Source organism: Comamonas denitrificans (assembly GCF_017368815.1).
GTDB classification, from domain to species: Bacteria; Pseudomonadota; Gammaproteobacteria; order Burkholderiales; family Burkholderiaceae_C; genus Comamonas; species Comamonas denitrificans.
Window position 1 is genome coordinate 12,811 of record NZ_JAFNME010000028.1, and the last position, 20,264, is coordinate 33,074.

Consider the following 20,264-nt stretch of genomic DNA (forward strand, 5'->3'; position numbering starts at 1 on the left):
CCGTCGGAAAAACCAAGTATGCTATTAGATACCGACTAGTCGGTTATTATTCTGGTTTGAGCCATGCACAACTTCCCGACCCTTAGCGCACAGCACGGCTGTGCCCCCTCCCCCCGCCGCAAGGGCCTGTCTGCCTGGCTGGCCCGCAGCTTGCCGCCCCTGGCATGCAGCCTGGTTCTGGCCGGCTGCACCAGCCTGGCCCCGGTCTACGAGCGCCCCACCACCGCCCTGCCCGCGCAATTTGCGGACAGCCGCCCGGTGCAGGCCAGCGACGTGAACCAACTGGCCTGGCGCGACTACTTCCGTCACCCCGAGTTGCAGACACTGATCGAACACGCCCTGCAGCACAACCGCGACCTGCAGGCCGCCATGCTGCAGGTCGCGCAAGCCCGCGCGGCCTACGGCATCGCCCGGGCCGAACGCAGCCCTGCCGTCGGCCTGGGACTGGAATCGCAACGGGCGCAGGTGCCGGGGGATTTGAATATCAGCGGCCAGCCGGTGATCTCCAGCCAGCACCAGCTGGGCGTGGGCTTCACCAGCTGGGAACTGGATGTGTGGGGCCGCGTGCGCAGCATGAACGAAGCGACCCTGCACAGCTACTGGGCCAGCGCCGAAGGCCAACGCGCCGCCCACCTGCTGCTGGTGGCCCAGGTGGCCGATGGCTGGCTGGCCGTGCGCGAGCTGGACTGGCGGATTCACCTCGCCGAACAGGCCCTGGCCACCCGCGCCGAAGCGCGGCGCGTGTTTGCCCGCCGGGTGGAGGTGGGATCGTCCTCGCGCCTCGATTTCGTCCAGGTGGAACTGCTGTGGCAGCAGGCCGGCACCCTGGTCGCCCAATTGCGGTTGCAGCGCAGCACCCAGCTGCACGCCCTGGGCCTGCTGGTCGGGCAGCCCGATCTGGCACTGCCGCCCAGCCCCCAACCGCTGGCAGAACTGCTGCCGCTGGCCCCCCTGGCCCCGGGCCTGCCTGCGCAACTGCTGGAAAACCGGCCCGACATCCTGGCCGCCGAACACCAGTTGCAGGCGGCCAACGCCCGCATCGGCGCGGCGCGGGCGATGTATTTCCCGCGCATTGCCCTCACCGCCCTGGGCGGTACGGCCAGCGCCGAGCTGGACGGCCTGTTCACCGCCGGCAGCCGCGCCTGGACGTTTGCGCCCAGCATCGCCCTGCCGCTGTTCGACGGCGGGCGGCGCAAGGCCAATGTGCAGTTGAGCGAAGTGCAGCGCGAGCAAGCCGTGAACCACTACCAGCGCACCATTGAAGCCGCCTTCCGCGACGTAGCCGATGCTCTGGCGGCCACCCAGTGGCTGGACACGCAACTGCACAGCCTGCAGGCCACCGAAGCCACCCTGACCGAACGCGCCCGCCTGGCCCGGCGGCGCTATGACGCGGGAGCCACGCGCTACTTCGAGGTGCTGGATGCCGAGCGCGACCTGCTCGCCGCCCAGCAGCAGGTGGTGCAGGCCGAGCGGGCCCTGCACAGCGCCCGCCTGCAGCTCTACACCGCCCTGGGCGGCGGCAGCGCCCAGTTGCCCCCGCCCACCGCTGATTAAAAAAGAGAACATTCCGGAAAGCACACCATGGACGCACGTATCAAAAAATGGATCGCCCCCGCCGCGATTGCGCTGATCGCCGCAGCCGCCTACTTTGCCTGGAACGCCAGCCGCGACAGCGGCCCGGGCGCGGGTTTCGTTCAGGGCAATGGCCGCATCGAAGCCACCGAGATCGACATCGCCACCAAACTGCCCGGCCGCCTGGCCGAAGTGCTAGCCGCCGAAGGCGACTTCGTCCAGGCCGGTACAGCCCTGGCCCGCATGGACGTGGCCGCCCTGCAGGCCCAGCGCAGCGAAGCCGTGGCCCGCCACGCCCAGGCGCAGCACGGCGTGGCCACCGCCCACGCCCAGGTGGCGCTGCGCGAGAGCGACCTGCGGGCCACCCAGGCGCAAGTGGCCCTGCGCGAGAGCGAGCTGGATGCCGCCCAGCGCCGCCTGGCCCGCTCCACCGAGCTGGCCCGCGACGGCGCATCCTCCCAGCAGGAGCTGGACGACGACCGCGCCCGCCAGCGCAGCGCCCAGGCGGGCGTGACCGCCTCCAAGGCACAGGTGGACGCTGCCCGCGCCGCCATCCAGGCGGCCCGCACCCAGGTCACCGGTGCCCAAGCCCAGGTCGCCGCCGCGCAGGCCAGCATCGAGCGCATCGATGCCGACCTGCACGACGCCACCCTGACCGCCCCGCGCGATGGCCGGGTGCAGTTCCGCATCGCCCAGGAGGGCGAGGTGCTGGGGGCCGGGGGCCGGGTGCTGAACCTGGTCGATCTGTCCGACGTCTACATGACCTTCTTCCTGCCGGAAACCGCCGCCGGGCGCGTGGCCATCGGCAGCGAGGCCCGCATCATCCTGGACGCTGCGCCGCACATCGTCATCCCGGCCACGATCAGCTTTGTCTCGGCCACTGCGCAGTTCACGCCCAAAACGGTGGAAACCGCCAGCGAACGCCAAAAGCTCATGTTCCGCGTGCGGGCGCAGATTGACCGCGAACTGCTCGCCCGCCACCTGCAACAGGTCAAGACCGGCCTGCCCGGCGTGACCTGGGTGAAGCTGGACGCCAGCACCCCCTGGCCCGCCACCCTGCAACCCAACGTGCCGCAGTAAACGCCATGGCAGAAACTGTCGTCCGCCTGACCGATGTCGCCCTGCGCTATGGCGACACGCACGCCCTGGCCGGCATCACGCTGGACATCCCCGCCGGGCGCATGGTCGGCCTGATCGGCCCCGACGGCGTGGGCAAATCCAGCCTGCTGGCGCTGATCGCCGGGGCCCGCATCATCCAGCACGGCCAGGTCGAAGTGCTGGGCAGCGACATGGCCCAGCGCCGCCACCGCAACGCCATCCTGCCGCGCGTGGCCTACATGCCGCAGGGGCTGGGGCGCAACCTCTACCCCACCCTGTCGGTGGAGGAAAACCTGCAATTCTTCGCCCGCCTGTTCGGCCACGACGCTGCCGAGCGCCGCCGCCGCATCGACGACCTGACCCAGGCCACCGGGCTGCAAAAATTCCTGGCCCGCCCGGCCGGCAAGCTCTCCGGCGGCATGAAGCAAAAGCTCGGCCTGTGCTGCGCCCTGATCCACGACCCCGACCTGCTCATCCTGGACGAGCCGACCACCGGCGTCGACCCGCTGGCCCGCGCCCAGTTCTGGGACCTGATCGCCCGCATCCGCACCACCCGCCCCGGCATGAGCGTGCTGGTCGCCACCGCCTACATGGACGAAGCCCAGCGCTTCGACTGGCTGGTGGCCATGGACGCAGGCCAGGTGCTGGCCACCGGCACGCCCGCCGCGCTGCTGGCGCAGACCGGCACGCAGCACCTGGAGGCCGCCTTCATCGCCCTGCTGCCCGCCGAGAAAAAACGCGGCCATGCCGAGGTCGTCATCCCGCCGCTGCAGGCGCACGCCGACGACATCGCCATCGAGGCGCGTGACCTGACCATGCGCTTCGGCGACTTCGTGGCCGTCGATCACGTCAATTTCCGCATCCGGCGCGGGGAGATTTTCGGCTTCCTCGGCTCCAACGGCTGCGGCAAGTCCACCACCATGAAGATGCTCACCGGGCTGATGCCGGCCAGCGAGGGGCAGGCCTGGCTGTTCGGCAATCTGGTCAACCCGCACGACATCGCCACGCGGCGGCGCGTGGGCTATATGTCGCAGGCCTTCTCGCTGTACGGGGAGCTGACGGTGCGGCAAAACCTGGTGCTGCACGCCCAGCTCTTTCACGTCCCCGAAGCGGACGTGAAAGAGCGCGTGCAGGAAATGCTGGAGCGCTTTGGCCTGCAGGGCGAGGCCGAAGCCCTGCCCGAGCGCCTGCCCCTGGGCCTGCGCCAGCGCCTGTCGCTGGCCGTGGCCATGGTGCACCGGCCCGAGCTGCTCATCCTGGACGAGCCGACCTCGGGCGTCGATCCCGTGGCACGCGACCAGTTCTGGCAACTGCTGGTGGAACTGTCGCGCCGCGACCAGGTGACGATCTTCATCTCCACCCACTTCATGAACGAGGCCGAGCGGTGCGACCGCATGTCCATGATGCACGCCGGCCGGGTGCTCGACAGCGATGCCCCCGCTGCCCTGGTAGCCAAGCGCGGCGCGGCCACGCTGGAAGAAGCCTTCATCGGCTATCTGCTGCAAGCCTCGGGTGAAACCGCGCCCCCGGCAGCGGAAGCATCAACAAACATAGCTTCTTCCGCTGACAAACAAAACAATTCAAATATAAAACACCATGAAAACATTTCTGAATCAGCGGAATTAGCAACTGAATCAATAGCGAACCGCCCCGCCACCCCGGCGTTCAGCCTGCAACGCCTGTGGAGCTACGTCTGGCGCGAAACCCTGGAGCTGCAACGCGACCCGGTGCGGGCCACGCTGGCGCTGGTCGGCTCGCTGGTGCTGATGGTGGTGATCGGCCTGGGCATCAACATGGACGTGGAAAGCCTGCGCTTTGCCGTGCTCGACCACGACCAGACCAGCATCAGCCGCAGCTATGCGCAAAGCCTGTCCGGCTCGCGCTACTTCACCGAACGGGCACCGCTGGCCAGCTACGACGAACTCGACCAGCGGATGCGCAGCGGCGAGCTGTCGCTGGCGCTGGAAATTCCCCCCGGCTTCGGCCGCACCGTGCTGGCGGGCCAGCCCGCCGCCATCGGCGCCTGGTTCGACGGGGCCATGCCCCAGCGCGGAGAGACGGTGAGCGGCTACGTGCAAGGCATCCACCAGCACTGGCTGGCCGAGCAGGCGCGGGAGCGCACCGGCCTGAAGCTGGGCAGCAACGTGGCGGTAGAGACGCGCTTTCGCTACAACCCGGACGTGAAAAGCCTGCCCGCCATGGCCCCGGCGGTCATGCCCATGCTGCTGCTCATGCTGCCCGCCATGCTCACCGCCCTGGCCGTGGTGCGCGAGAAGGAGCTGGGCTCCATCCTCAACCTCTACACCACCCCGGTGACGCGCGTGGAATTCCTGCTGGGCAAGCAACTGCCCTACGTGCTGCTGGCCATGCTCAACTACCTGCTGATGTGCGCCCTGGCGGTGTTCGCCTTCGGCGTGCCGATCACCGGCAGCTTTGCCACCCTCACCCTGGCGGCGCTGCTGTTTTCCATCATCGCCACCGGCATGGGGCTGCTGGCCTCGGCCGTCACGCGCAGCCAGATTGCGGCCATGTTCTTCGCCCTGATCGGCACCATCATCCCGGCCTCGCAATTCTCCGGGCTGACCGACCCGGTGTCGTCCCTGGAGGGCGTGGGCCGCTGGGTGGGCGAGATTTATCCGGCCACCCACATGTTCGCCATCAGCCGGGGCGTGTTCAGCAAGGCGCTCACCCTGGGCGACCTGACGGCGGCCTTCACCGCGCTGGCGCTGGCCATCCCCGTCATCATGGGCATCGCCATCTGGGCGCTGCCCAAGCAAGAGCGCTGAACGGAAAAAGGAATACCGATGCTGCTCACCCTCAAAAACATCTGGCGCCTGGGCATCAAGGAGCTGTGGAGCCTGTGGCGCGACCCGGTGATGCTGATCCTCATCGTCTACACCTTCACCGCCTCGGTCTACACCGCCGCCTCGGCCATGCCCGAGACGCTGCACCACGCGCCCATCGCCATCGTCGATGAAGACCACTCGCCCCTGTCGCAGCGCATCGCCTCGGCGTTCTACCCGCCGCACTTCATGCCACCGCAACTGCTGTCCTGGCAGGCGGTGGATGCGGGCATGGACGCGGGCGACTTCACCTTCGCCCTGACCATTCCGCCCAACTTCCAGCGCGACGTGCTGGCGGGCAAGAACGCCACCCTGCAACTGAACGTGGACGCCACGCGCATGAGCCAGGCCTTCAGCGGCAGCGGCTACATCCAGCAGATCGCCCTGGCCGAGGTGCGCGAATTCACCCAGCGCTACCGCGCCGCCACCGCCCTGCCCGTGGCGCTGGAGCTGCGGGCCCGCTTCAACCCGGGGCTGAACAAGATCTGGTTCGGGGCGCTGATGCAGATCATCAACAACGTGACCATGCTCTCCATCATCCTCACCGGCGCAGCGCTGATCCGCGAGCGCGAGCACGGCACCATCGAACACCTGCTGGTCATGCCTGTCACGCCCACGCAGATCATGCTGGCCAAGGTCTGGTCGATGGGCGCAGTGGTGCTGCTGGCCGCCGGCATCTCCCTGCACCTCGTGGTGCGCGGGCTGCTGCAGGTACCCGTCGAGGGCAGCATCCCCCTGTTCATGGCCGGGGCGGCGCTGTGCCTGTTCGCCACCACTGCCATGGGCATCTTTCTGGCCACCATTGCCCGCTCCATGCCGCAGTTCGGCCTGCTGATGGTGCTGATCCTGCTGCCGCTGCAACTGCTCTCGGGCGGCATGACGCCGCGCGAATCCATGCCCGAGCTGGTGCAAAGCGTCATGCTGCTGGCCCCCACCACCCACTTCGTCGAACTGGGCCAGGCCATCCTCTACCGGGGCGCGGGGCTGGACGTGGTGTGGCAGCCCTTCCTGGCCCTGGCCGCCATCGGCAGCGCCCTGTTCGCCCTGTCGCTGGCGCGGTTTCGCAAGACCATCAGCCAGATGGCGTGAACCGCGCCCCTCCGGCCAGAAGCCTCGCATCTGCCGCCCTGGGCCGCCCTCCAGGGCAACGCGTTGGCGCAATGGGCTGCAAAAGCAGCCCATTCGCACATAAAATAGAGGGCTTTCCCTGGCGGCATCCGGCTTGCTATCAAAGAGGGAGAGCACGCTTTTTTTCTACCCTCAAGGACAAAGAACCATGTCTCTGTTTTCCGCTGTCGCAATGGCCCCGCGCGATCCCATTTTGGGCCTGAACGAACAATACGCTGCCGATCCCAACCCGCAAAAAGTCAATCTGGGCGTGGGCGTGTACTTCGACGACAACGGCAAATTGCCCCTGCTGCAGTGCGTACAAGCGGCTGAAAAAGCCCTCATGGACACCCCGACAGCCCGTGGCTATCTGCCCATCGACGGGATTGCTGCCTACGACAACGCCGTCAAAGCCCTGGTGTTTGGCGCCGATGCCGAGCCCGTCACCAGCGGCCGCGTGGCCACCGTGCAAGCCATTGGCGGCACCGGCGGCCTGAAAATCGGTGCCGACTTTTTGCACAAGCTCAACCCCAACGCCAAGGTGCTGATCTCTGACCCCAGCTGGGAAAACCACCGTGCCATCTTTCAAAACGCCGGTTTTGAAGTTGATACCTACGCCTACTACGACGCGGCCAAGCGCGGGGTGAACTTTGACGGCATGCTGCAAAGCCTGCGCAGCGCCGCCCCTGGCACCATCGCCGTGCTGCACGCCTGCTGCCACAACCCCACCGGCTACGACATCACCCCCGCGCAGTGGGACCAAGTGATTGAGGTGGTGAAGGCCAACAACCTGGTCGCCTTCCTCGATATGGCCTACCAGGGCTTTGGCCATGGCATTGCCGAAGACGGCGCAGTGATTGGCAAATTTGTTGCTGCCGGGCTGAATATTTTTGTTTCCACCTCGTTCAGCAAAAGCTTCAGCCTGTACGGCGAGCGCGTGGGGGCCTTGTCGGTGGTCGCCAATGACAAGGAAGAAGCCGCCCGCGTGCTCTCGCAGCTGAAAATCGTCATCCGCACCAACTACTCCAACCCGCCCACCCACGGCGGTGCGGTGGTGGCCAAGGTGCTCACCACCCCGGCCCTGCGCCAGCAATGGGAAGAGGAGCTGGGCGCCATGCGCGTGCGCATCAAGGCCATGCGCCAAAAACTGGTCGATGGCCTGCAAGCCGCCGGTGTGCAGCAAGACATGTCTTTCATGACGCAGCAAATCGGCATGTTCAGCTACTCGGGCCTGACCAAAGAGCAAATGCTGCGCTTGCGCAGCGAATTTGGCGTTTACGGCACCGACACCGGCCGCATCTGCGTGGCCGCGCTCAATAGCCAAAACGTTGGTTACGTCTGCCAGGCGATCGCCAAGGTATTGCAAGGCTAAATTTGCGCCTTTGCGCCTTTGCCTGTGCAATGCAAAAGCCACCTTCACAGGTGGCTTTTTTTATAGCTACCCGCGCAACAATCACAACATTTTTTTGAAGTATTTGCAAAAATATGGCGTGTACTCAGCGGAAACAGCTATTTAAACCATACCGTCCGCCCCAGCGCTCTGGGCCGCCCCGCGCATCACTCCCACACCACCGAGCGCATACCAATCGAGGCCATTTGAAACCCAGCATTGAAAAAGCGGGGGCGATCGCCCGGCACCACCGCTGCAGCCGCGTAAAGCAGCGGCAAGAAATGCTCGTGCGTGGGGTGGCAGACCTCGGTGATATCCCCCCATTGGGCAAACTGCACCAGCGGCTGCACATCGCCCGCCAGAATGTGATTGGCCACACGGTCATCAAACTGCAGCGCCCAGCGGTAGGTGGCATTAAGGCCCATGCCCTGGCGCAGGGTGGACAGGTTGTGCACCACATTGCCACTGGCCACCAAGAGCACGCCGCGCTCGCGCAGCGCGGCCAATTGCTGGCCCAGCGCCCAGTGCTCGGCAGCAGGGCGGGTGATGTCCATGCTCAGTTGCACCACGGGGATATCGGCCTGCGGAAACATGGGCTGCAGCACGCCCCAGGCACCGTGGTCCAGACCGCGCTCCCAATCGACGTTCAGCGGCTTGCCTGTGGCCGGATTTTTTAACGCCGCCGCCAATGCCGGGGCCAGTGCGGGGGCCCCCGGGGCGGGGTAGCGGCACTGGTACAGCTCAGGCGGAAAACCACCAAAATCATGCAAGGTGGCCGGTTGCGCGGCCCCACTCAGCGCCCAACTGCCGCCGGTCAGCCAATGCGCAGAGATGCACACAATCAACGTTGGGCGGGGAAAGCGTTGCAACAATTCTTGCCCCAGATCGGCCCAGGTTAAATGCCAAGCGTTTTTTTCAATGGCATTCATGGGGCTGCCATGGCCGACAAACAGCACCGGCAAGCGTGGGGTGACGGGGAGCAAATCGGATAACAAAGCAGCAGTCATGCCCATGATTACAACAAAAATACACAAAAAAAACCCGCTGACGCAGGCCAGCGGGTGGAGCCGAAGGGGAGTTCTTCAACGGTTAAGGCTGAGCTCAGGCGGCAAAGTTGGCCTGGGCAAAATCCCAGTTGGCCAAGTGGTTCAAGAACACTTCGACAAACTTGGGACGGGCATTGCGGTAGTCGATGTAGTAGGCGTGCTCCCACACGTCCACCGTCAGCAAGGCCTTGTCGGCGGTGGTCAGGGGGGTGCCAGCCGGGCCGGTATTGACGATGTCCACGCTGCCATCGGCTTTTTTCACCAGCCACGTCCAGCCCGAGCCAAAGTTGCCCACGGCCGATTTGGTGAATTCTTCTTTGAACTTGTCAAAGCTGCCCCACTTGGCGTTGATGGCCTCCAGCAACGCGCCGGTAGGAGCGCCACCGCCTTGGGGCTTCATGCAGCTCCAGAAGAAGGTGTGGTTCCAGATTTGCGCCGCGTTGTTGTAGATGCCGCCGGAAGATTTTTTGATGATCTCTTCCAGGCCCATGTTTTCAAACTCGGTGCCTTTTTGCAGGTTGTTCAGGTTCACCACATAGGCGTTATGGTGCTTGCCGTGGTGAAACTCCAGCGTTTCTTGGCTGTAGTGGGGGGCCAGTGCGTCGATGGCGTAAGGCAGAGCGGGCAGGGTATGTTCCATGGTGTTCCTCTTGATGGTTAGAAATTGTGAGAAAAAAACTGCAGGTTTCTTTGCGTGAGTACTGAGTCAGCACTGAATTTGATTTAACGCAAAAAGTCGCCAACCGGTTAATTGTAGGCACAAGCACACACTTTGGCTGACCGCCCCGGATAAAAAGCGCCAGGTGCCACAATCGGCGGCAACCCGGCTGCAACCCAACTTTTACAGCAAACGCGGTTGCACTACGGTTAAATCCAAACGGCCGTCAGCCAATTGCGCTTGCAAAGCCGTACCGACCGGAGCGCTGCCCACCGAAGATACCACTTGCCCCTGGGGGGTGGTCAGCCACGCAAACCCGCGCTGCAGCACGTGTTCCGGGTTGAGCAGCTCCAGCCGCTGCGTCAGCAGCGCCAAGGTTTGGCGGCGCTGCTGCAGCTGGCGTTGAAAATTTTTATGAAAATTGGCCTCTAACGCTTGCTGGGTAAGCGCTGACTGCTTCAATTTTAATTGAACGGCTTGCGCCATTTGCTGGCCTTGGCGCTGGCACAGCAAGCGCTGGGTTTGCAGCGCCTTGCCCGGCTGCCCCAGGCGCAGAGTCAGTTTGTCCAGCCACTGCTGCTGGTTTTGCACGCGCTGCTGCAGCAAGCGCTCAATACGTTCTGCCCAAGCCTGCAGTTGCAACAGGCAATCGGCGCGGGCCGGGGCCACCAGCTCAGCGGCGGCCGTGGGGGTGGGCGCGCGCACATCGGCACAAAAATCGGCAATGGTGAAATCGGTCTCGTGCCCCACGCCACTGACCAGTGGCACCGGGCTTTGCACAATGGTGTGGGCCAAGGCCTCATCGTTAAAGGCCCACAGGTCTTCCATGGAACCGCCACCGCGCACCAGCAAGATGGCATCCACCGGGGGGTGCGGGCCCGGTTGCTGCGCCAGCGCGTACACCTGGTGCAAAGCCGCCACCAAAGAGGCCGGCGCTTGCTCCCCCTGCACCAAGGCAGGCACCAACACCACCGGCAAATACGGGGCCCGGCGCTGCAAGGCGGTCACCACATCGTGCAAAGCAGCCGCCCCCAGCGAGGTCACCAAGCCAATCCCCCGGGGCATGGCGGGCAAGGGGCGCTTGCGCTCCGCAGCAAACAGGCCCTGCGCTTGCAAACGCTCTTTCAGGCGCAGGAACTGCTCCATCCAGCTGCCTTGCCCGGCCCGCTGCAGTTTTTCGACAATCAGCTGCAAATCACCACGCTGCTCGTACACCCCCAGCTGGCCTTGCAGCTCGACCAAATCGCCATCGCGCGGGGAAAAATCCAGGTTTTGCGCAGCACGGCGAAACATGGCGCAGCGCAGTTGGCCGGTGGCATCCTTGATCGAAAAATAGCAATGCCCACTGGGCGCACGGGAAAAGCCGGCGATCTCCCCCCGCACCTGCACGGGGTTGAAGCGTGCCTGCAAACTATCGGCAATGGCTTGGCACAAGGCCCCCACCGCCCACACGGGCGCAGCACCGGGGCCATTCAAAGAAGCTTGATACATAAGAAAACCGGTAAAACGGCAAAAGCACCTTGTCAGGCAGTGATAATCAGCGGTTGATTTTCACCTACACCACGCGGAGAGAATACGTTGCTGACCATCATCCAAGCCGCTGGCTGGCCCATCTGGCCCCTGATTGCCTGCTCTATTTTGGCCTTGGCGCTCATTGTGGAGCGCTTTATTTCGCTCAAAGCCAGCAAGATCGCCCCCGAAAATCTGCTGCAAGAGGCCATCTCCGTCTCGCGCCAAGGGGTTCCCAGCGAGCAAGTGATTGCCCAACTGGCCCAAAACAGCGCCCTGGGCGAGGTCTTGGCCAGCGGCCTCAAGGCCATCGGCCAGTCCAGCCAGCAAGAATACCTGCAGGCCCAAATGGAGACCGCCGGCCGCGCCGCAGCGCACAAGCTGGAGCGCTACTTGGGGGCTCTGGCCACAATTGCTTCGGCCGCCCCCCTGCTGGGCCTGCTGGGCACCGTGATTGGCATGATTGAGATTTTTGGCTCGCAAGCGGGCGGCGGTGCGGTTGGCAGCGGCAACCCGGCGCAACTGGCCCATGGCATTTCGATTGCGCTGTACAACACCGCTTTTGGTTTGATCGTGGCCATTCCGGCACTGATTTTTTGGCGCTACTTTCGCGCCCGGGTCGATGGCTATTTGCTGCAGCTGGAGCTGGCCAGCGAGCAATTTCTGCACCACTTGTTGCAACTGCGCCGCTAAACGGCCCCGCCCGCAGAACCCGCAGGAGGACAAGCGCCCATGGCCATCAACTTTCGCAAGCGCCGCACCGAAGAGCCTGAGATCAACCTGATCCCCTTCATCGATGTGCTGCTGGTCATCCTCATCTTTTTGATGCTGACCACCACCTACAGCAAATTCACTGAAATGGAATTGACCCTGCCCAGCGCCGATACCGAGCAGCTGCGCGACCGGCCCAAAGAAGTCATCGTCAGCATTGCCGCCGATGGCCGCTACGCCGTAGGCAAAGATGCGCTGCAAGACCGCAGTGTCGAGGGCATCGCCAGCGCCCTGACCCGCCATGCCCCGGCCGGCAAGGACAGCATCGTCATCATCAGCGCCGATGCCAATGCACCGCACCAATCGGTCGTCTCGGCCATGGAAGCGGCGCGGCGGGCCGGGCTGTCGCAAATTACCTTTGCCACCCAAGCGACCTCCGCTGCAGGCCAATAAGCAGCCAGCCACCCTCCGCGCTGCCTTGCCCAATCGCCCACCGCCCCCGCCTGCTTTCAGTGGCCAGCGCTCCCCATGGCAGCGCCGGGGCCTGGGGATGCGCCTGCTGTGGCCACTTTCGCAGCTGTACCGGGGACTGCAGGCTTGGCATGCCCGCCGCCAGCGCCCCATCCACGCCGGGGTGCCCGTCATCGTCGTGGGCAATGTGATTGCTGGCGGGGCTGGCAAAACCCCCGTCACCCAAGCCGTGGTCACCTATTTGCAGCAGCACGGCTGGCAGCCGGGCATTGTCTCGCGCGGCTATGGCCGCCGCACCACCGATTGCCGCCAAGCCCTGCCCGACAGCCCTGCCCATGAAGTGGGTGACGAGCCCGCCCTGCTGGCCCGCACCACCGGCGCACCGGTCTTTGTGGCCCGCCAGCGCATCGAGGCCGTGCAGGCCTTGCGGGCGCACTACCCGGCCACCAACATCATCGTCAGCGACGATGGCTTGCAGCACTTGGCGCTGGCCCGGGATATTGAGCTGTGCGTTTTCAACGAGGACGGCATCGGCAACGGCTGGCTGCTGCCCGCTGGCCCGCTGCGCGAACCCTGGCCACGCCCAGTCACCGCCACGCTGTACGCAGGCCAACCACCCCAGCCCATGGGCAGCGCCCCAGCGTTTGCGCTGCAGCGCCGCTTGGCCCCCACGGCCTACAACGGCCTGGGCGAGCACATTGATTTGCTCACCCTGGCCCAGCAACCCGTAGAAGCCGTGGCCGCCATTGCCCGCCCTGGCGCCTTTTTTGCCATGCTCCAGGCCCAAGGCATCCCCTTGGCCACCACCCAAAGCCTGCCAGACCATGCCGACTTTGCCCATTTTTCACGCCAGTGCGGCCACGACACCCCCTTGCTCTGCACCGAAAAAGATGCCCGCAAGCTGTGGTGCCAGCACCCCCAGGCCTGGGCCGTGCCGCTGCAATTGCAGCTACCGACCGATTTTTGGGATTTGCTCGCGCGCGAATTGGCCAAGCTGCAGCCCACCAACAGCCCGCCAGAGCACGTGAACGCCACTACCATTAGCCCTTTTTAGACAACCTGAGCGCACTATGGATGCCAAACTTCTCGAACTGCTGGTCTGCCCCGTGACCAAAGGCCCCCTCACCTACGACCGCGAACACCAAGAGCTAATCTCGCGCAGCGCCCGCCTGGCCTACCCGGTGCGCGATGGCATTCCCATCTTGCTCGAAGGCGAAGCCCGCACCTTGAGCGACGATGAACTCCAAGCCCTGGCCCCATGAGCTTTCACGTTTTGATCCCGGCGCGGCTGGCCTCCGCGCGCCTGCCGAACAAACCCCTGGCCGACATTGGCGGTGCCCCCATGGTGGTGCGTGTTGCCCAGCAAGCGCTGCGCAGTCAAGCGGCCCAAGTGGTGGTGGCCGCTGACAGCGCCGCCATTGCCGATGCCTGTGCCGCCCACGGCATTCGCGCTGTTTTGACCGACCCCGACCACCCCAGCGGCAGCGACCGCTTGGCCCAGGCCTGCGCCCTGCTCGGCCTGGACGGAGATGCCATGGTGGTCAATGTGCAAGGCGATGAGCCGCTGATCGACCCGGCACTCATCAACGCCGTGGCCCAGGTGCTGGCCCACACCCCGCAAGCGAGCATGGGCACCGCCGCCCACCCAGTGCATAACCTGCAGGATTACCAAAACCCCAACGTGGTCAAAGTGGTGTGCAACGCCCAGGGCCTGGCCCATTACTTCAGCCGCGCCCCCATCCCTTGGCACCGCGACCAGGCGGGTACGCAGTGGTGGGATGGCAACAGTGCCGCTGCCCATGCCACCTCCTTTGCACCGCTGCGCCATATCGGCATCTACGCCTACCGTGCCGGGTTTTTACGCCAATTTCCCACCCTCCCCCCGGCCCCCACCGAACAGGTCGAGGCCCTGGAGCAGCTGCGCGCCCTGTGGCACGGCCACGCCATTGCCGTACACACTGCCGCCCAGGCTCCTGGCCCAGGGGTGGACACCCCCGAGGATTTAGCGCGGGTGCGCCATCTTTGGGCGCAAATAGCATTAAATTAATAGCTGTTTCCGCTTTAAATACAACGTTTTCAGATACTTAAAGCCCTGAAATGCTGATTATTCAAGCGGAAAAAGCTCTTTTAAATAAAGCCACCGCCTTCTCTGCTGGGCCAGTCCCAGCGATTGGTGCTTGCAAAAGCCATGCTGCAGTGCAAAATTTGTAAGGATTTTCCAAAGAAGGCCGTGCTATCCTTTGCCCCGCCTTGGCATGGTCACTGCAGCGCGGCGGGCATGTTCATAAAAAATTTCAACACTTCACGAGGAAATCCATGAGACTCATCCTGTTGGGCGCCCCCGGCGCTGGCAAAGGCACCCAAGCTGCTTTTATCTGCGAAAAATTTGGCATTCCCCAAATCTCCACCGGCGATATGCTGCGTGCCGCTGTAAAGGCTGGCACCCCCCTGGGCCTGCAAGCCAAGGCGGTGATGGATGCGGGGCAATTGGTCAGCGACGAGCTCATCATCAATCTGGTGAAAGACCGCATCGCCCAGCCCGACTGCGCCAAAGGCTTTTTGTTTGACGGCTTCCCCCGCACCATCCCCCAGGCCGATGCCATGAAGGCCGCTGGCGTGAAGCTGGACTACGTGCTGGAAATTGACGTGCCGTTCGAGGCCATCATCGACCGCATGAGCGGCCGGCGCAGCCACCCTGCCTCGGGCCGCACGTACCACGTCAAATTCAATCCCCCCAAGGTCGAAGGCATTGACGATGTCACCGGCGAACCCCTGGTGCAGCGCGAAGACGACAAAGAAGAAACCGTGAAAAAACGCCTGCAGGTGTACAGCGACCAAACCCGCCCCCTGGTCGATTACTACTCCAACTGGGCCAAAGCCGAACCCCAAGCCGCCCCCAAGTACCGCGCCATCAGCGGCACGGGCAGCGTTGAAGAAATCACCGCACGCGCCTTTGCGGCACTGGGTGCTTAAAACCCCTGGCCACGCCATGCGGCCTTTGCGCCATAAAAAAAGCCCCTGTTCGCAGGGGCTTTTTTTATGGCGAGGGCCCAGGGGGGACAGAGGGCGACATGCAGCGCAGCATCAAGCTGATGCGGGCTTTGAGCGGCGGCAAATCCACCACCTCGGCATCATCTTGGCCCGGCGCTTGCACGATGCGGCCCTCAACGCAACGGGTGGTACGCACAATCAGCACCCCCGCCGCCCGCGCACGCTGCAGCGCCGGCAACCACGCCGCATGCACCGTTCCATTGCCGGTGCCCGCCACCACCAGGCCGCGCACCCCGGCAGCAACCAAGGCATCCACCCCCTCAGCCCGCGCCCCGGCATGGCTGGTGACCACCTCCACCCACGGCCAAGGCAAGGGGGGCAGGGGCACGGCATTTTTAACCACCACCTGCTGCGGCAGGCGCTGTGCCCAGCGCAGCCGCCCCTCCTCCACCCACGCCACAGGGCCGGCGGGGGCCGAGCTCAACGCATGCACCTGGTAGGCATGGGCTTTGCGCACCGCAGCGGCGCTGTGCACCTCCCCCGCCGCCACCACCAGCACCGGCTGGCCTGCCTGCGCCCAGGCCAGCGCCCCCTCATCCACCGCACAGACCAAGGCATCGCGCAGATTGGCCGGGCCATCGGCCGATAAGGCACTGGCCGGGCGCATGGCACAGGTCAATACCACCGGCTTGCCCGCAGGCAGCACGCACTGCAAAAACCAGGCGGTTTCTTCCAAGGTATCCGTGCCGTGGGTAATCACAACAGCGGCCACCTGCGGATCGGCCAGCTGCTGCCCGCACGCCTGGGCCAAAGCCAGCCAATCGCCATCGCCGATGTCTTTGCTATCGAGTTGGCGCACCTGCTGGGGCCGCACCACACAACCGGCTGGCACCGCAATGCCCCCCAGCAAGTCTTGCGCCGCAATTTGCCCCGCTTGGTAGCCCACGCCGCTGGCACTGCCGGTACCGGCAATCGTGCCCCCCATGCCCAGCAGGGCCAGGGTGTTGGCAACGGTGCTGGCGTTCGTACTGGTGTTTTGCCTCATGGCTGCTTGCATCCCCAAACAAACTGGTTAAAAATACAGTGACTGTACAAATTCACAGGAACCACCATGGCCCTGCCTAAACTCACCGCCCGCCAGCAAGAGGTGTTGGAACTCATCCAAACCTCCATCACCGCTACCGGGGCCCCCCCCACCCGGGCAGAAATTGCCCAGGCACTGGGCTTTAAATCGGCCAATGCCGCCGAAGAGCACCTGAAAGCCCTGGCCCGCAAAGGCGCCATTGAGCTGGTCAGCGGTACCTCGCGCGGTATCCGGTTGCGCCTGCACGCCGCGCAGGAGCAGGTCACCCAACTGGCCAGCACCTTGGTCCTGCCCCTGATTGGCCGGGTGGCCGCTGGCTCGCCCATTCTTGCGCAGGAGCATATTGACACCACCCACAGTGTGCCCGAGAGCATGTTTGAGCGCCGCCCCGACTACCTGCTGCGCGTGCGTGGCATGTCCATGCGCGACCTGGGCATCCTCGATGGCGACTTGCTCGCCGTGCAGGCGACCCAACAAGCACGCAGCGGCCAGATTGTGGTGGCGCGCCTTGATGATGAAGTCACCGTCAAACGCCTGGAGCTGTTGCCCACCGGTGCCCGTCTGCACCCGGCCAACCCCGATTACCCCATCATCGAAGTGCGCGATGCGGAAAGCTTTGCCATTGAAGGCTTGGCCGTTGGCTTGGTGCGCCCCGGGCTGTAAGCGCCGGGGTGTTACTTTTTCAAGCCTTGTAGCTTGGCAAAGGCCGATGCCATGGCGCTGTGCCCAGCAGCCCCACCGGGCTGATGATCGCGGCGCTCACCACGGTCACCGCGCCGCGCGGGCGCATTGCCCCCCCGGCCTGCAGCTTCAAAACGATTGTCACGCGGGCCATCACGGCGGGCGGGGGCGGCATCCAGCTTCATCGTCAGGCTGATGCGCTTGCGCGGTGCATCCACCTCCAGCACTTTGACTTTCACAATCTGGCCGGTTTTCACCACCTCGCGGGCATCTTCGACAAACTTGTGGCTCAGTTGGCTGACGTGGACCAAACCATCTTGGTGTACGCCCAAATCGACAAACGCCCCAAACTGCGCCACGTTGCTGACGGTGCCCTCCAGCACCATGCCTTCTTTTAAGTCGGCAATGCTTTCCACCCCGTCATTGAAGCGAGCAACGACAAAATCAGGGCGCGGGTCACGGCCTGGCTTTTCCAGCTCACCCAAAATATCGCGCACCGTGATGGCGCCAAAGCGCTCATCGGCAAACTGGGCGGGGTTGAGTTTTTGCAACTGTTCGCTGCGCCCCATGAGCGCCTCGATCGGGGTCTTGGTGGCCTGCAAAATTCGCTCGACCACGGGATAAGTTTCGGGATGAACGCCGGTCATGTCCAAAGGATTGACCCCACCGCGAATGCGCAAAAACCCTGCCGCTTGTTCAAAGGTTTTGGGCCCCAGGCCGCTGACTTCAAGCAATTGCTTGCGGCTTTGAAAGCGCCCATGGGCATCGCGCCAGCGCACCACCGATTTGGCCACCGTGGCCGACAGGCCTGACACCCGCGCCAGCAGTGGGGCCGAGGCGGTATTCAAATCCACGCCCACGGCGTTCACACAGTCTTCCACCACACTGCCCAACTGGCGGGCCAAGTCGCTTTGGTTCACATCGTGCTGGTACTGGCCCACGCCAATGCTTTTAGGGTCGATCTTGACCAGCTCGGCCAGCGGGTCTTGCAAGCGCCGGGCAATGCTGACCGCACCGCGCAGGCTGACATCGACATCCGGCAGCTCCTGGCTGGCAAACTCGCTGGCCGAATACACCGAAGCGCCCGCCTCGCTCACCACTATCTTTTGTAGAGCTGCTAGCGCTTTACCAGATTGCGTTTGCGCCGTTTTTTCTACCAATTTAATCACATCGGCTGCCAGCTTATCGGTCTCGCGGCTGGCGGTGCCGTTGCCAATGGCAATCAGCTGCACGCCATGGCGCTGCACCAGGGCGGCCAGGGTCAAGACACTGCCCTCCCAATCGCGGCGCGGCTCGTGGGGATAGACCGTGGTGGTCTCCAGCAGCTTGCCGGTGCTATCGACCACAGCCACTTTCACGCCGGTGCGAATCCCAGGGTCCAGCCCCATCACAGCCCGAGGCCCGGCGGGGGCGGCCAAGAGCAGGTCGCGCAGGTTGTCGCCAAAGACTTTGATGGCCACAGCCTCGGCGGCTTCGCGCAAACGGGTAAACAGGTCGCGCTCAATGGACAGGCTCAGCTTCACGCGCCATGTCCAGGTGACGCATTTGCGCAGCAGGTCATCGCTCTTGCGGTTTTGGTGGCTCCAGCCCAGGTGCAGGGCAATGTGGCCTTCGGCCAGGCTCATCTGCCCCAAAACGGGCTCTTGGGGCTGCACCAGCTTGGCATCCAAAATCTCCAGGCTGCGGCCCCGAAAAACGGCCAGCGCCCGGTGCGAAGGAATGCGGCCAATGGGCTCTTCGTAATCAAAATAATCACGGAACTTGGCCACTTCGGGCTCTTGCTCATTCTTGCCTGCCACCAGGCTGGAGCGCAGCAGGCCATCGGCCCACAGCCATTCGCGCAGCTTTTGCACCAGCGCCGCATCCTCAGCCCAGCGCTCGGACAAAATGTCGCGCACGCCATCGAGCACGGCTTGGGGAGTGGAAAAATCCGGGCCTGGCTTGCCATCGTCAAGCACCGTGGCCGGCTGGCAATAGGCTTGGGCGTGTTCGTGGGGATCGAGCGTGGGGTCGGCCAGCAACTGATCGGCCAGCGGCTCAATGCCGAACTCTTTGGCAATTTGGCCTTTGGTGCGGCGCTTTTGCTTGAACGGCAGGTAAATATCTTCCAGCTCTTGCTTGGTGGCCACTTGGGCAATCGCCAAGCGCAAGGCATCGGTCAGCTTGCCTTGCTCATCAATGGCTTTGAGCACGGTGCCGCGCCGCTCATCCAGCTCGCGCAGGTAGGCCAGGCGCACTTGCAGCTCACGCAGCTGGGCATCGTCCAGCCCGCCCGTGGCCTCTTTGCGGTAACGGGCAATAAACGGCACCGTCGCCCCGCCATCCAATAATTCCACGGCCGCCGTTACCTGTGCGGCCCCCACTTTTAACTCGGCGGCAATTTGCCCAATAATTTTTTGCATGCGCTCATGTGCCCAAAGCACGCTGAAAACCAGAAAGGGGGCGAGTTTGCCACAGCGCTGCCCAAGAGCCAGGGCTGCAACGGGCACTTGCCCACAGGAAATATGCGCTGCATGCAAAGACCCGCTGCAGTCACCACCGTGCCATAGGAGGCACAAAAGCGACGATAGCATCCGCTTATTAAGGCATTCAGCGCAATGCAAAGCATGTCAAAATGTTTCCACTGGCTCTTCACAAAAGAGCAAAAAACTTTCAGGCAAAGTCGCTGAAACGTCACGAAAGAACAAAAGAGGCCGCACGCGTGCGATTAAGAAATCAATTTCTAGGGATAGCTTGCCTTACCGCAGCAGCGCAGGCGTGTGCCCTGACCCTGGGCACGCCACAAAACCCCGTGGTGCTAGGGGCACCGCTGGATGTGCGCATCACCATCGTTCCCGATCCCGGCCAGACGCTGGACAGCAGCTGCATCCAAGCCCAGGTGATGCAGGGCGAGGTCTTCACCCCCGTCCGCACCACCTTGATTGCACCACAGACCCTGCGCATTCGTTCGCAACAAGCCATCAACGAACCCCTGGTCAGCCTGACGGTCAGCGCTGGCTGCAGCGGCCAAATCTCGCGCAGTTACACCTTGTTTGCCGACCCCCCGCAGCTGCTGCCCAGCACGCAACCCGCCGCCGCGTTGTCGCCAAGCCCTCCCCCAGAA

Annotated in this window: 18 protein-coding genes; 13 read left to right on the top strand and 5 right to left on the bottom strand. The window is 64.0% G+C overall.

What is annotated here, in order from left to right; genetic code table 11:
* The first annotated feature begins 63 nt into the window (after positions 1-63).
* The 5 genes from J1777_RS11560 (at position 64) to J1777_RS11580 (ending at position 7,992) form a co-directional block, all read left to right on the top strand.
* Positions 64-1,554: an efflux transporter outer membrane subunit gene (locus J1777_RS11560; RefSeq protein WP_207575851.1), complete on the top strand. Its 1,491-nt coding sequence runs from the start codon at positions 64-66 to the stop codon at positions 1,552-1,554.
* A 27-nt stretch (positions 1,555-1,581) separates the two neighbouring features.
* The gene (locus tag J1777_RS11565) at positions 1,582-2,652 is read left to right on the top strand and encodes an HlyD family secretion protein (protein WP_207575852.1); all 1,071 of its coding nucleotides are present in this window, start codon (positions 1,582-1,584) and stop codon (positions 2,650-2,652) included.
* A gap of 5 nt (positions 2,653-2,657) precedes the next feature.
* On the top strand, positions 2,658-5,456 hold the full coding sequence (gene rbbA / locus J1777_RS11570; RefSeq protein ID WP_207575853.1) for a ribosome-associated ATPase/putative transporter RbbA: 2,799 nt from the start codon (positions 2,658-2,660) through the stop codon (positions 5,454-5,456).
* Positions 5,457-5,474: 18 nt separating this feature from the next.
* Complete coding sequence (locus J1777_RS11575) at positions 5,475-6,602, top strand: ABC transporter permease (RefSeq protein WP_207575854.1); 1,128 nt, start codon at positions 5,475-5,477, stop codon at positions 6,600-6,602.
* Between the two features lie 187 nt (positions 6,603-6,789).
* Positions 6,790-7,992, top strand: coding sequence for an amino acid aminotransferase (locus J1777_RS11580; protein ID WP_207575855.1), 1,203 nt, complete (start codon positions 6,790-6,792; stop codon positions 7,990-7,992).
* A gap of 185 nt (positions 7,993-8,177) precedes the next feature.
* On the opposite strand, the gene ygiD is transcribed toward J1777_RS11580, so the two are convergent.
* The 3 genes from ygiD to xseA form a co-directional block, all read right to left on the bottom strand.
* Positions 8,178-9,017 carry a 4,5-DOPA-extradiol-dioxygenase gene (gene ygiD / locus J1777_RS11585; RefSeq protein WP_207575856.1) on the bottom strand — a complete coding sequence of 280 codons (840 nt, stop codon included), beginning with the start codon at positions 9,015-9,017 and terminating at the stop codon, positions 8,178-8,180.
* Between the two features lie 94 nt (positions 9,018-9,111).
* Positions 9,112-9,696, bottom strand: a complete 585-nt coding sequence (locus J1777_RS11590; protein ID WP_207575857.1) for a superoxide dismutase — start codon at positions 9,694-9,696, stop codon at positions 9,112-9,114.
* Positions 9,697-9,897: 201 nt separating this feature from the next.
* Positions 9,898-11,205: an exodeoxyribonuclease VII large subunit gene (xseA, locus tag J1777_RS11595; protein WP_207575858.1), complete on the bottom strand. Its 1,308-nt coding sequence runs from the start codon at positions 11,203-11,205 to the stop codon at positions 9,898-9,900.
* An 87-nt stretch (positions 11,206-11,292) separates the two neighbouring features.
* Here xseA and J1777_RS11600 point away from each other — a divergent pair, with 87 nt between their 5' ends.
* From J1777_RS11600 to adk, 6 genes are all read left to right on the top strand, one after another.
* Positions 11,293-11,916: a MotA/TolQ/ExbB proton channel family protein gene (locus J1777_RS11600; RefSeq protein ID WP_207575859.1), complete on the top strand. Its 624-nt coding sequence runs from the start codon at positions 11,293-11,295 to the stop codon at positions 11,914-11,916.
* A 45-nt stretch (positions 11,917-11,961) separates the two neighbouring features.
* A complete protein-coding gene (locus J1777_RS11605) occupies positions 11,962-12,387 on the top strand; it encodes a biopolymer transporter ExbD (RefSeq protein ID WP_207575867.1) in 426 nt (141 codons plus the stop codon).
* A 97-nt stretch (positions 12,388-12,484) separates the two neighbouring features.
* A complete protein-coding gene (gene lpxK, locus J1777_RS11610; RefSeq protein WP_423220546.1) occupies positions 12,485-13,459 on the top strand; it encodes a tetraacyldisaccharide 4'-kinase in 975 nt (324 codons plus the stop codon).
* Between the two features lie 16 nt (positions 13,460-13,475).
* Positions 13,476-13,667, top strand: a complete 192-nt coding sequence (locus J1777_RS11615; protein ID WP_207575861.1) for a Trm112 family protein — start codon at positions 13,476-13,478, stop codon at positions 13,665-13,667.
* Positions 13,664-14,452, top strand: a complete 789-nt coding sequence (gene kdsB, locus J1777_RS11620; RefSeq protein ID WP_207575862.1) for a 3-deoxy-manno-octulosonate cytidylyltransferase — start codon at positions 13,664-13,666, stop codon at positions 14,450-14,452. Before J1777_RS11615 ends, kdsB begins: the two co-directional genes overlap by 4 nt.
* A gap of 269 nt (positions 14,453-14,721) precedes the next feature.
* Complete coding sequence (gene adk, locus J1777_RS11625) at positions 14,722-15,378, top strand: adenylate kinase (protein WP_207575863.1); 657 nt, start codon at positions 14,722-14,724, stop codon at positions 15,376-15,378.
* A 64-nt stretch (positions 15,379-15,442) separates the two neighbouring features.
* Here adk and J1777_RS11630 read toward each other — a convergent pair whose 3' ends face one another.
* The gene (locus J1777_RS11630; protein WP_207575864.1) at positions 15,443-16,441 is read right to left on the bottom strand and encodes an asparaginase; all 999 of its coding nucleotides are present in this window, start codon (positions 16,439-16,441) and stop codon (positions 15,443-15,445) included.
* A 66-nt stretch (positions 16,442-16,507) separates the two neighbouring features.
* Between J1777_RS11630 and lexA the strand changes: the two genes are divergently transcribed.
* Positions 16,508-17,143 (top strand): transcriptional repressor LexA, encoded by a 636-nt coding sequence (gene lexA / locus J1777_RS11635; protein WP_207575865.1) that lies wholly within the window; start codon positions 16,508-16,510, stop codon positions 17,141-17,143.
* Positions 17,144-17,154: 11 nt separating this feature from the next.
* On the opposite strand, the gene J1777_RS11640 is transcribed toward lexA, so the two are convergent.
* Entirely contained in the window at positions 17,155-19,563 is a 2,409-nt protein-coding gene (locus J1777_RS11640; protein WP_207575866.1) for a Tex family protein, read from the bottom strand.
* A gap of 299 nt (positions 19,564-19,862) precedes the next feature.
* Here J1777_RS11640 and J1777_RS11645 point away from each other — a divergent pair.
* Positions 19,863-20,264 (top strand): type IV pilus assembly protein FimV (locus J1777_RS11645; protein ID WP_423220545.1); only part of this gene is annotated, 402 nt, incomplete at its 3' end.

Coding starts and splice junctions, on each gene's coding strand:
- xseA (WP_207575858.1), bottom strand. CDS start 11,205: ATGTATCAAGCTTCTTTGAATGGCCCCGGTGCTGCGCCCGTGTGGGCG.
- J1777_RS11640 (WP_207575866.1), bottom strand. CDS start 19,563: ATGCAAAAAATTATTGGGCAAATTGCCGCCGAGTTAAAAGTGGGGGCC.
- lpxK (WP_423220546.1), top strand. CDS start 12,485: ATGCGCCTGCTGTGGCCACTTTCGCAGCTGTACCGGGGACTGCAGGCT.
- J1777_RS11580 (WP_207575855.1), top strand. CDS start 6,790: ATGTCTCTGTTTTCCGCTGTCGCAATGGCCCCGCGCGATCCCATTTTG.
- kdsB (WP_207575862.1), top strand. CDS start 13,664: ATGAGCTTTCACGTTTTGATCCCGGCGCGGCTGGCCTCCGCGCGCCTG.
- J1777_RS11590 (WP_207575857.1), bottom strand. CDS start 9,696: ATGGAACATACCCTGCCCGCTCTGCCTTACGCCATCGACGCACTGGCC.
- J1777_RS11630 (WP_207575864.1), bottom strand. CDS start 16,441: ATGAGGCAAAACACCAGTACGAACGCCAGCACCGTTGCCAACACCCTG.
- J1777_RS11560 (WP_207575851.1), top strand. CDS start 64: ATGCACAACTTCCCGACCCTTAGCGCACAGCACGGCTGTGCCCCCTCC.
- lexA (WP_207575865.1), top strand. CDS start 16,508: ATGGCCCTGCCTAAACTCACCGCCCGCCAGCAAGAGGTGTTGGAACTC.
- J1777_RS11565 (WP_207575852.1), top strand. CDS start 1,582: ATGGACGCACGTATCAAAAAATGGATCGCCCCCGCCGCGATTGCGCTG.
- rbbA (WP_207575853.1), top strand. CDS start 2,658: ATGGCAGAAACTGTCGTCCGCCTGACCGATGTCGCCCTGCGCTATGGC.
- J1777_RS11575 (WP_207575854.1), top strand. CDS start 5,475: ATGCTGCTCACCCTCAAAAACATCTGGCGCCTGGGCATCAAGGAGCTG.
- J1777_RS11615 (WP_207575861.1), top strand. CDS start 13,476: ATGGATGCCAAACTTCTCGAACTGCTGGTCTGCCCCGTGACCAAAGGC.
- ygiD (WP_207575856.1), bottom strand. CDS start 9,017: ATGACTGCTGCTTTGTTATCCGATTTGCTCCCCGTCACCCCACGCTTG.
- adk (WP_207575863.1), top strand. CDS start 14,722: ATGAGACTCATCCTGTTGGGCGCCCCCGGCGCTGGCAAAGGCACCCAA.